Annotated in this window: 6 protein-coding genes; 2 read left to right on the plus strand and 4 right to left on the minus strand. The window is 41.7% G+C overall.

Annotated features, from left to right (window positions below; genetic code table 11):
* Positions 1-17: 17 nt before the first annotated feature.
* On the minus strand, positions 18-896 hold the full coding sequence (locus ABS301_RS05435) for a sugar phosphate isomerase/epimerase family protein (RefSeq protein WP_349671246.1): 879 nt from the start codon (positions 894-896) through the stop codon (positions 18-20).
* A 22-nt stretch (positions 897-918) separates the two neighbouring features.
* Positions 919-2,322, minus strand: a complete 1,404-nt coding sequence (locus ABS301_RS05440; protein WP_349671247.1) for an MFS transporter — start codon at positions 2,320-2,322, stop codon at positions 919-921.
* Between the two features lie 279 nt (positions 2,323-2,601).
* On the opposite strand from ABS301_RS05440, the gene ABS301_RS05445 reads away from it, so the two are divergent.
* Entirely contained in the window at positions 2,602-3,834 is a 1,233-nt protein-coding gene (locus ABS301_RS05445; RefSeq protein WP_349671248.1) for a helix-turn-helix domain-containing protein, read from the plus strand.
* Positions 3,835-3,907: 73 nt separating this feature from the next.
* Here the strand turns inward: ABS301_RS05445 and ABS301_RS05450 are convergent, their stop codons facing one another.
* Both ABS301_RS05450 and ABS301_RS05455 read right to left on the minus strand, forming a co-directional pair.
* Positions 3,908-5,011 carry a GGDEF domain-containing protein gene (locus ABS301_RS05450; RefSeq protein WP_349671249.1) on the minus strand — a complete coding sequence of 368 codons (1,104 nt, stop codon included), beginning with the start codon at positions 5,009-5,011 and terminating at the stop codon, positions 3,908-3,910.
* A gap of 221 nt (positions 5,012-5,232) precedes the next feature.
* A complete protein-coding gene (locus ABS301_RS05455; RefSeq protein WP_349671250.1) occupies positions 5,233-11,241 on the minus strand; it encodes a right-handed parallel beta-helix repeat-containing protein in 6,009 nt (2,002 codons plus the stop codon).
* A gap of 357 nt (positions 11,242-11,598) precedes the next feature.
* Here ABS301_RS05455 and ABS301_RS05460 point away from each other — a divergent pair, with 357 nt between their 5' ends.
* Positions 11,599-12,147 carry a beta-class carbonic anhydrase gene (locus ABS301_RS05460; RefSeq protein ID WP_349671251.1) on the plus strand — a complete coding sequence of 183 codons (549 nt, stop codon included), beginning with the start codon at positions 11,599-11,601 and terminating at the stop codon, positions 12,145-12,147.
* Positions 12,148-12,230 lie beyond the last annotated feature (83 nt).

Here is a 12,230-nt window from a genome sequence, read left to right on the forward strand (position 1 = left end):
TCCGTTACATTCATGGGTTATAGCATGGATTTTAAAATTTCCCGCAACGCACGATACTGCATTGCATAACCCTCTGCACCATTTTTTGCTTTATCTTCTTTTATGATTTTCTTTGCATCAGCAAGTTCCAAATCAGACAGAGCGTCAAACACCACCAGATGAGGCTCCAAAGTCAAAAATCCTTCATAGCCTTCTCTCAAAACAGCCCGCTCTAAGATCTCTCTGATCCGCCCTTCACCGGTACCGCACACCACATTTTCTTTATCTGATGCAACTGCATCTTTGATGTGTATATAGGCAACATAATCCTTTAGTAAATCCCAGCAGTTAACAGGATCTTCGTTGCACTGCACGTAGTTGGCAAAATCAAATGCACTGAGAAAACAGGAATCTGATAACGCTTCCATAAGGTTTTTGCACCTGATTCCGGTATCGCCATAAATATCTTTTTCATTTTCATGGATCAGAATAATTTTATAACTCTTTGCAATTTTTAAAAACCCTCTCATTCTGTCCATTACTTTGTCCCTGTAATGATCCGGATCTTTTCCTGCTGGAATATAACAGCTGAACACACGGATATACTTACAATCCAGAACCTTGCAAATTTCACAAAGCGTCTTTAGTTGTTTCAGCTGTTTTTCATAACCTTCCTCATCATCTACACCAACTTTTCCAATGGGCGAGCCCAGAGACGATACTTTTACACCAAACTGGTTGAGTTTGGGCAGAAGCTGTTCCCTGACTTCCTCAACTGTAAATTCTGCAATGGATTTTCTGTTTGCTGTCCGCAGGGAAATGTACTGCATTCCCAACCCGGTCACGGTATTTAACTGCTCTTCAAAATCTTCACAAATTTCATCTGCAAAACCAGATATCATTACATGTTTCTTCACGGGCTCCTCCTTTGTTGAAAAACTAGTTATGATTTAATCTTCTCTCTTTTAAAATCTCAGAATTTTCCTCCACCTTCTTTTTACTCAGTGGATATACAAAAAACAGCATCAGGGCAACACATAAAAACAGGACTGCAGGAACAATGGTTGAGATTGTATATAATCCGTTAAGTACCTCCGGTGTCTGAATCTTGGCTGCTGATTCATAGCCAATCATCTGCAGAGCATATCCGCTTAAGCCGCCAGCCAGTGCCTGACCTACTTTTCTTGCAAAGGAATAAACTGCATAAATCGTACCATCTTCTCTCTTACCAGTTCTTACCTCCGCATCATCAATTACATCTGTGATATTTGCCCAGATAATCAGGTTGAAAAAGTTAACACCCAGGAAACCAATCGCTGCAGAAACCATGTAAACCCATGGGTTCCTAACCTTTAAGATAAACAACAATACATATACAGCCGCAGTAAATGTGGTAGCTATGATGGCAGCTTCTTTCTTTCCAACCGCTTTTGCGATTTTTCCCACAAATATAGCCAGAATTAAGGCAAATGAAACATTAATAAAAGTAAAGCTGGAAAACGCTTTGATATCTCCAAAATAATCCGCATACAGGTATGTATTTAAGCCACTGATTAATAGCTGACTTAACAATAAGAATATTGCCGCACCGATGATTCCAAGAATGGCTCTGCTTGAAAAAATTGCTGCGAAGGTCTTGCCTAATGTCATTTTAGTAGAATTTTCTTCCTTTTCAATTTTAACCCGCTCTGTCGTGCATTTATAGCAGATAACGTAGCAGATGACGGCACATATGGAGAATACGCCTGCGATAACAGGGAAGATGTTCCCGCTGTTTCTGATAACCTGCGCACCACTCTCATCCTTTGTGTAGATGATAATGGGACCTAACACGCCGATAATCAACTGAGCCAGATTTGCACCAATCCCACGGAACGTGGATAATCCGGTCCGCTCATCTGGTTTCTCCGTAATCGCAGATGCCATGGAACCATAAGGAATGTTGATACCAGTGTAGCAGATGCTTCCCCACAGTAAGTAGGTTCCGTACATATAAACAATCTTCATTGTCATGGAAGCTCCTGCCATGGAAGACTGATACATTAAAAAACTGGCAATTGCCACTGGGCCTGCCATTAAACGGATCCATTGTTTAAAACGACCGTCTTTTCCAGGTTTGCAGGTATCAACAATGCGCCCCATGGTGATGTCCGTAAAAGCATCCACGATTCTGGACATCAGAAACAAGGTTCCTACCATGGCTCCCGGAATTCCGAGAACTTTCATATAAAACACCATTAAAAATGAACTGGCAAATATAAATGTAAAATCATTACCGAAATCACCAAACATATATCCTATTTTATCTCTGAGTCCAAATGGTCTTTCCTGCTTATCATTCATTTGTTCATCTCCTTTAAATTCACTCTTACCCATCATTTTCTCCAATGCTGCTTTAAAAGCCTCAGACCAGATAATTCTTTTTCCTTGCGAAATCCTTATATTTCATTCTGCTTCCTCCTGTTCATTTATGATATAGGAAGTCTATCTGAAAAAAACAATGTTAAACAGTGATAAATTTCATTTAAAATAATACGATTTTATGGTATACTTGATTTTACATAAATATTTTACGATTTTACTGTTAAATTATATAATTTCTTAAAGAGGTGAGTACGATACATGAACTTGGATAATCTGGATCTTTTTGTTCATATCATGCAGGCGCAGAATGTACCCTGTTACCGGCTGGAGACCGACTTTTCCAACCTTTATCAGGTCGATCTGGCTCTGCGCGGCAGACTCTATACGAATTACAATTATCAAAGTCTTCACGATTTTATTATCAGTCACTGCCACGACTCTGAAATACTGCGGATAAAAGATGATTTTAATCTGGTTAATTATTTTATCCTTATAGAAGATACAAAATCTGAATCAGATAAACAGAACTTTTACATTTCTGTGGGTCCTGTACTTGAAACATTGCCGACACCTGATCAGATACACCAGCTGATGATAAGGAGAACCCTGCCGGAAAAAATCTTACAGGATTTGCAGACTTACTATTGTAATATTACAATACCGCCTGATTTCAATGTGTTTGAATCCACATTGATTAATATAGCCTGCCATTTATTTTCACGAGATTTTAAGTTCCAGATATATTCGGATTCCAGAGATCCTTCTATCGAATCCGTAATTGGACATTCCCAGTTAAATGAAAATCCTTTTATTGCCATACAGAGCATCGAAGAGCGTTATGAGACAGAAGAAAATCTGCTGGAGGCTATCGCCGCAGGTGATCATGCAAGAGCTATTCTTTACCACGGAAAATCCAGGAATTTCAAAATCATGCCTCGAAGCGAAAATACTTTGGTGAACAGGAAAAATTTAGTTATTGTACTTAATACCCTATGTCGTAAAGCTGTGCAGAAGGGACATGTCCATCCAATGTACATTGATGAATTGTCTACCCGATTTGCCATACAGATTAACCAGATCAGATCATTGAAAGAACTTGATACTTTAGAAAGTGATATGATACACAAATACTGCCTCTTGGTTTACAATCATTCTATGAAGAATTATTCGCAGATCGTTCAGCAGTGCATCACCTATACCGATTTTCATTATGCTGAACCTTTGACTCTGGCTTTTTTTGCTGAAAGATGCCATGTGACGAAATCTTATTTATCCAGCCTCTTTAAAAAGGAAACCGGAAGGAATCTGACAGACTATATCCACTCAGTCAGAATAAGCCATTCCCTGTTTTTGCTGAACTCCACACAGATGCCAATTCATATTGTGGCTGTAAACTGCGGATATAATGATATCAACTACTTTATCAAGCTCTTTAAGCGTTTGAACGGCATCTCTCCAAAACAATACCGGATCCAGTTACGTAATAATTAAAAATAGAAATTAACTAAAAATAGCGAAGCGGTATAAAACCGCTTCGCTATAATCTCTACCTTTTTGGGGCACATCAGTCCAATTTTGCTGCTTCTCCTTCTCTTATTATCGCCTTATTCCGATACATCATCTCATCCGCATGGGTAATTGCTTTGTAAATATCATCTCCGCGCCGGTAAACGGAAATTCCATAGGAAAAAGTAATTGGCTGGCCAGAAATCGTGCCGCAATATTTTTGCGCTGCTTTTAAAACACGGTGCATCTCTTCCTCACAAATCCGGCTGCTGACTAGAACAAATTCATCTCCACCATAACGATATAGCTTCATATGTCTGGATCTCTGCTTTAAAACGGCTGCTGTCACATTGCAGATTGCCGCATCACCTGCAGAATGCCCATACCAGTCATTTAACTGCTTTAAATTATTCAGGTCGATCATGGCGATGGTACAGGAATGCTTATAATTCAGCTTTTCCATTTGCTTTTCATAGGCTACCCGGCTGTATGTACCTGTCATGGAATCGTATAGTATTTTCTGGGTAGTTAAAAGTAAATAATACAAAACAACACATACAGATGAAACATTCCATATCATGAAATTAAAATCATAAAATAATTCCAGACCGGCAGCTGTACCAATTGCCAGAAAAGCAGCTGTTAGAAATGTCGTCTCTGCCCTTCTGTTGGGCTTATCCTGCTGTTTGGCAGAAAATATAATCAATGTGAGCAGATAGAAAAATCCAACTGTTAATGACATGGCAAACAGAGGGCCTCTTCTGTACAGATTACTGCTGTTCACAGAGAAAATCCAGCCATTCCATAAACTCAGCACGCTTAGCGCAGCATTTATCACCTGGGGAAGGAAATATAATTTTGACAATTTTCCTGACACACCTGTATCGTAAATCAATACCAGAATCATGGAGGAACACGGACCAATTACAAAATTCAGACAGGTAGTGATACTTCTGAACCTCCATACCATACCAGCATCACCCGATGCTGCAAAATACTGATCCAGTGATGTGACAGCCATTAAAAACAGCTGCAGAAAAATCTCCAGAAGAAATAAACGTTTAATTTTCCGGGAAAAAAGTTTGTCCACCAAAACCATTATCCCGAAAAACAGCAGGATTAAAAGCGGTGCGTAATAGGACCTCATTGCCTCATGTAACATAAAGACTTCCTCACAATCTTAAAGTGTGAATCATTTTTAAGCAGGACAAGCAGCAATTTAATATAGAACTATATTATCATCTGACGGGAGATTTCACAATTTCATTTTCTGCCATTTTCTACAAAATACGACAAAAAGCGTGCTGCAAAAATCTTATTTTTCTGATCTTGCAGCGCGCTCTTATACGTTGTTTGACTATGTTCCTGTAAAACCAGGCAAAATTATGATTTCACCCATTCCCCTTTTTCATTAACACGGTATCCATCGGGTGTAACCGTATTTAAAAGGCATTCTCCTGACTGGTTTAAATAATACCAGCTGTCATTTACCATGACCCATCCGGTTGCCATGGAACCGTCTGCATTCATAAAATACCAGTTTTCTCCGGTCCATACCCAGTTTGTCTGCATCCCTCCGTCGGTTGCCAGATAATACCATTTTCCCTCTACCTGCTTCCAGCCGGTAGTCATATATCCGGTCTGTCCGAAGTAATACCAGACACCGTTGACTTTAGCCCATTCCTCTTTTGGATAAGTACCGTCTTTCTTCTTTAAACGCCATCCTTTCTCATCCTGCTTCCAGTCTCCTGTTACCTCTCCTGATCCAGATGGCTTTCTGATACCATAATCCCTGTCCGAATCGGAATCGCGATCGGAAGGGGAGGGATTAGGAGTGGGATTTGGCGTGGGTTCTGGTTCTGGTTCTGGCTCTGGCTCTGGTTCCGGCTCTGGTTCCGGCTCTGGCTCCGGCTCATCAATTCCAGGCAGTATAGCGCCAGCCTTTGCATTTCGTATCACACTTCCTCTTTTCGGGCGCAGGAAGTCTCCAAACATAATTCTGCCGTCAACCCGGTAGTAGCTGTCTGCCGGATCCAGCGAGAGGAAATTATCTCCGTCTATGGCGTTTCCGGTTTCCGTATAAAGATAATTATTGCTGATCTCACTTGCAGCTATTTTATCTCCATAAATTGTTTTCAGCTTTGCACTATATGCATCGGTCCGGTAGGAAACATTATTTTTAAATATTCCATCCGCAGTCAGATTGCCACTCCCATCCATCTTATAAGGACTTGGGCGTAAAATATAATTAAATCTGACGTTATCAAAAGAAGTATTGTTTTCAACTCTAAGCTCACCTGGATTAAAGTTATCCGTAATTCCATCCAGATTATTGTGGTAAGCAATGCTGTTGCGTAAAATATGAGGTACTTCTCTGCCCTCTCCTCCAAGCTTGAACCCATTGTTTCCGTTGTTATATGCCACACAGTACTCAATTATGGTTATGCCGTTTGGCCCATCTGATAACGTATTATATAAATCCCAGCCATCATCCGCATTATCATGAGATACGCAGTTTACAAACCGGTTGTTATCACCGGAACCTGATTTTGAAGCGAAACCATCTGCATTAATCATGGATCCATCTTTGTTTTCATATGACTCACAATTTTCGACCACATTATAAGACGGCCATAAGCTTCTGCTGCCTCTTGATTTTGTAATGGTCAGACCTGCATCGCTGGAGGTATTGTGAATCAGGGAATCCTTCATCAGATTATGGCTGCCATGGATCATAACACCGCGGCTGTTTTCCACATTACGCCCATCTACATCAAGACCCATAACATTCCAGTAATCACAATCTAAAACAAATATCTTTAAGTCTCCTGTTATAGTAACTTTACCCATGGCTTTCAGGGTGTTTCTGTTATCCTCATTTCCTGATGCAGTCAAAGGAATTTGAAATGGCTGATAGATCCCCTCGTTCATGTAAATAGTTCCACCTGGCACCAGTTTCTTTACTGCAGTCTCAATGGACATAGGATTAGCGGCGGTTCCCACCCCACTATCTGATCCTTCCGATGAAACGTAAAGATCTTTACCATAATCTTCTCTTTTTACCTGAAATGTCTTTACAATTTCCTTTCCGATATCTAATCCTTCGGATGGTACAAAGGTCAGCTTAAACTCTCCTCCGGACTCATTTAACACGGCTGGTACTTTAAACTGAGTACCTCCGGTTACTTCAGCCTTTGAAACAATTACACTTCCATCCTGGCTTACTGTCATACTGCCAGACTGATTCGTCAGCGCCTGAACCATATAATCCCGGCTGTTTGAATATTCTCCGGAAGCCACATAAAGAGATGCACCTTCATCATCAGGTGCCACATATGCCGGTGATTCATCGGGTATTACGACATCCGTTAAATCAAGAATAATATTTTTAACCGTTATTCTGGCGTTTCTGGAAGCAAAAAATCCAACATACATCAAATCCTCATCTAAATAGGACACAATATTGGGAGTCACATTTTTATCTTTAAAGGTATACGTACTGATTACGTTTCCATCCTTATCCAGATAGGTAGTGGTAAATCCTGCATCCGTTCGCTCCAGTTTCAACTTAAGTTCAGTATTATAACTATTGGTTTTCCCTCCTGATTTGTCTGCTTTTCCAACAGATTTTGCAAAGGTCTCAGTGTTCTTAACAGACTTTAAGTTTCCTGCCGGGCTGTTTACACCATAGCGGGCTGATGCAATTAAATTTAAGTCCGCATTAAGAGATTTTCCAGCTGCACCTACTTGCAGCATGACCATATTGGAAGCAGCCGGGTACTCTTCGTATCCTTCTTCCAGAGGATCCTTTCTGGGAGGTCCGTTAACATCCCTGACCATAAGGCCCGCGCCTTCCTGCTGATTGGGCTTGGTTCCGTTCTCCGGTCCCATCTTTTCCACTGTAACATCTGCAGTAAGCGCAAAGTTTTTACTGGTCGGCACTTCGGTATAATAAAATGTAATTCCGTCATGTCCTGCCTGAAGCTTTCCTCCCCTGGATTCAATTACAACATCCTGAGCAGGTTTTCCCTCCATTCCCAGAGGAACATCTTTATTCACAGGCCAGGTATAATTCGTTCCAACCTTATCCTCTAAGACACCAGATTTAAAGTTCAAATCCGTAGACTGTCCAAATGCCGAAGACTTCCAAAGAATTTCAGATCCAGCCATCCTACGTTTTTGCACGATACCAGACCCATCCCACATAACCTCAGGCCCGCTGTTTGTCCAGTGGAACGGCCCGCTGCCATCTTTTGCTCTCCACCAGGCATCTGCCGCTTCCACGCGGAATGTATGTGGTACGGATAAATCCAGATTATTTACGGTGTAAAAAGCATCTTTTGTGGTATAGGTACCATTGACATGATTAAAATAATCCCCCTCCGTCGTATAGACCGGTTTCTCATCCACATACACCCGGTATGCATAAATTCCCGACTCATCTTCCGGTGCCTTCCATGTCAGGAGCACATTCTCCCCTGTAACAGTGGCTTTAAGGGCTTCCGATTCCCATACCGGAGCTTTGTAATCGTAGTTCTTCATTGTCTTAACCGTTTTTTCCTTATATTCATAGGTCTGGCCTGAGTCACTGAATGCCTCAACGGTTATTTCATTGCTCTCCTCCATCATTCTTCCGATGGTCATACTTATATTACTGGCTTTTGGATCGGCAAGCTGATATTGATAGACCGTAGCTGCCAGCTCCCCGTCTGCATATGCCCGGTATCCCCTGACTCTTGGATCCTTGCTGGCTGCAAACTTAGCAGTAGCCCAGGTGTAACCCACTCCGCTGAATGTAACCTGACTGGATTCCGGTTCTTTTAACTCCGGATCCTCTCCCTCTGTTGTCATTACTTCATACGCCAGCTCTGGTGTCCTGTTTCCTGTCTGATCAACACCATAAACCTTAAATAAGTAACCGGTATCCGGTGAAAGTCCCCCGATTTCACAGGATGTCCCGCTTACTGGTTTTGTTTTGTCAATTAACTCATCTTCCAGGTATGTTTCCACAATATACCCGGCAATTTCTCCTTTACCTGCCACCTGATCTCCATCCCTGGCTGCAGGCCATTTTAATGTTACCTTCCGCTCAGATCCACTCTTGGTTGCTTCCGATGCACTGGCAAGTACGGCTGCGTCCTCTGGCCAGACGGGCTTTGACATTGCATCATAGGAATTTACTGACTGTGTAGTTGTACCAATAAAATTCAAATCGCTGCAGGCGCTGATATTTGCCCATGCCTTATAGCTTTCTTCTGCTGCATCATCTGACCCTTTTTCAATATTCTTCCAGTTCATCACCACATTATTAAAGGTAACATTGGAAGCACCTTGTAAGATTTCAGAGTTCTTTGCCAGCTTTGTGTCAATATTAGTAAATGTTATGTCCTGGAAATAAAGATCATGGTGGCTATGTACGGGTTTATGAGGCATCTGGTCATCCACATCTGCCACAATATCGATGGTGTTTTTTGTGATGGTATCCGCTGTGATGCGGAATGCATCAATGTTGTAAAATTCTGCCGGCTTATCTGCCGGTTCCACAGTCATGGCCTGGTTCGCATCACTATAAGTCGTATTAAAGGTAAATACCTTTTGGGCATCTCCCACCGCACAGTCGCGAATCAGTACATCATAGATTCCGCCCCCGTTTACAGGTGCACTCTTAAAACGGAATGGCATATCACTGTGATTTAAAACATTGTCCTCCACAAGCATACTGCCAATGCCTGCTCCCGTATGGCTTCCTGCTGCAATTGCACCGCCATGGCATTCCCTCAGGAAATTGTTAAATGTCCAGATTTCGCTTGATGGCTTCTGATCTGTATCCTGCACACCTTTCCCCATTCCGGTTGCAAAATTGATCCCGTCATCCCCGGTATCAAAGAAATTGTTAAAGACCATGGCGTTCTGGGTATTGCCAAGCTCGATTCCATCCCCATTGTTTGCATCGTAAGTAATGTATTTTACGTTTTCAGAAACCACATTTTCACTGTCAAGAACTGCTATTGTATGATTTGCAGGATTTTCTGCTGTGATTCCCTCAATGTAAACGCCATTTACATTTCGAAGCACAATGAGATTGGGTCTGGTGGCATAAGCTGAGGTATTACTAAGGCCATTGCTTTTGCCATTGTCAAAGGCACTTTTGGCAAGAATTCCAAGGTTCATGTCATTGTAATTCTTATCTTTTCTTCCCACAAAACCTTTTAAGGCATATTTGGAAAATTCCCCGTTTGCCCAGTCCGGATCTCCGCTCTGTCTTGGCTGAATGGCAGGAAGATATCCGTTTCCGTCTGAAGCCGGAACCGTTTCCGAACCATATTTCCAACCATTTCCATAAACCGTCCCCTTCCCCACGATCCGGATATTTTCAAATCCGCCTTCCTCATCTGCACTGTAGGTGTTGATCAGTGCCCAGGATCTTGTATCTGTGGAATAGGGATAAAGCAGATAATTCTGATCATAATGATCCACATCTGGTGATCCGAACAGCACTGCCCCTTCCGAAAGCTCAAGAGTCATATTGCTCTTTAAATATAAGGCTCCCGTCATAAAAATCCCCTCTGGAACTACAACCTTTCCCCCTTCCGAACAGGCATCAATGGCATCCTGGATTGCCTTAGTATTGGCTACTGTAAACGCATTCTTCTCCTCATCAATGGAGGTAAATCCTTCTTCTGACCGCTTTGCACCATAATCCGTAATGTCAAACAATTCCGGTTTGCTGGTTGTTGAACAGGAAATACTTGCGCGGCTGCCAAGTTCCTCTCCTGCTGCATCCACCGCCGCCACAGAAAAGTTATAATCCGTATCCGGTTTCAGTCCGTCTGCACGAAAAGAATGAATATCTACGTTTACCATATCGATGTTTTTTTCCTGGTAATAATCGTAAAATGCTTTCATGTAAACAGATGCCCAGTCTGCATGACTGGCAAAATTACTTCTTGCATCACCAAGTTTCACATCATTTAAGTATACGTAGTAGTTGGCGACGTCCGCATAATTCTCCGGCTTGTCCCATACCAGAGTAATTGATGTGTCGTCATAGGCCAGTGTGGGAACTCTTAAGTTAGTCACGTCGCTGCTCCCCTCTGACGTACTGTAATGTTTTACCTCTGCCAGTGACAGGCTGGCATTGGATGGGGAAGCGGTTTCAACAGACAGTGAAACTTCGGCATTGGAAGGTGTGGCAGTTAACACTTCCAGATCCCTGGTTTCAAAAAATTCTGATACCGCCGCTTCTGACGGTGTGGCATAATCTCTTTCTTCCAATTCCTTTAAGAGTTCTGCATGTGCCAGACCGCCGCCCGGCACTCCCCACTGTGGCAGCATGGCAACTGCCAAAAGCACAGCCACACCCCTTCTGCATTGTTTTCGCAAAGCATTCATACTTATTTCCTCCCGTTTTGTAGTGTAAGCGCTTACAGCTGAATTTTACAACTCTCTATCAAATTAATCAAGCTCGCTTATGCACTTTTGGTAATTAATGACAATATCTTTATGTGTTAATACCAGTTTTTTCCAAATAATACTTTTAATATTTGTTATTTTTATACATATTTTCACTTGTGTTTTTATTAGTTTTTTTGATAACAAAAAATGGTTAAGCACTTACATTTTTCGACATTTTTCATTTCCAGAACACATTTGACCTTCCAAGCTAAATAATCTTTAAGGAGAACTATAAGTCCCATTTAAGATTAAACCTCTATCATAAACCTGACACCATATAAAAGGAGGCAGATTATGATTGAGGAAATTCTGAAATACAACGACATCTTTGTAAACAGCGGTTTCTATAAACGCTTTAATACCAACAAATATCCCCGAAAAAGGCTTGCCATATTAACCTGTATGGATACAAGGCTGGTAGAGCTTCTTCCAGCAGCTCTGGGCATTCATAACGGAGACGTGAAATTAATTAAAAACGCCGGCGGAATGATCTTAGATCCTTGTGACAGTACAATCCGGAGCCTGCTGATTGCCATACTGGATTTTGGTGTGGAAGAGATCATGGTAATTGGTCATACTGACTGCGGTGCCGCATCTGTCAGTTCAGAATCCATTATTACCCGTTTAGTGCAGCGGGGTATTACAAGAGAAACCATACAGAATCAAAGAGAAATGGGGTTTGATTTTGAAAACCTGTTTCAGGGATTTGAGGATACAAAAACTTCTGTCAAGCGCTCTGTTTCTCTGTTAAAAGAGCATCCGCTTATGCCTTCTGGTGTTACCATAAAAGGCTTTGTTATGGATATTTCCTGCGGGAGACTGGATCCTGTCAGCGCTTCATAAAATTGAAAATGCGTTCTGATTGCTGATACACAGCATTTCAGAACGCATTTATTAATTCAGTAATATATAACGGGGCCGCATTT

Origin of the sequence: Lacrimispora sp., from assembly GCF_031982545.1 — a bacterium.
Classification (GTDB): Bacteria; Bacillota; Clostridia; order Lachnospirales; family Lachnospiraceae; genus Lacrimispora.

Bases quoted from the DNA above. Each gene is read 5' to 3' on its own strand.
- ABS301_RS05445 (WP_349671248.1), top strand. From the start codon at position 2,602: ATGAACTTGGATAATCTGGATCTTTTTGTTCATATCATGCAGGCGCAG.
- ABS301_RS05450 (WP_349671249.1), bottom strand. From the start codon at position 5,011: ATGTTACATGAGGCAATGAGGTCCTATTACGCACCGCTTTTAATCCTG.
- ABS301_RS05440 (WP_349671247.1), bottom strand. From the start codon at position 2,322: ATGAATGATAAGCAGGAAAGACCATTTGGACTCAGAGATAAAATAGGA.
- ABS301_RS05460 (WP_349671251.1), top strand. From the start codon at position 11,599: ATGATTGAGGAAATTCTGAAATACAACGACATCTTTGTAAACAGCGGT.
- ABS301_RS05455 (WP_349671250.1), bottom strand. From the start codon at position 11,241: ATGAATGCTTTGCGAAAACAATGCAGAAGGGGTGTGGCTGTGCTTTTG.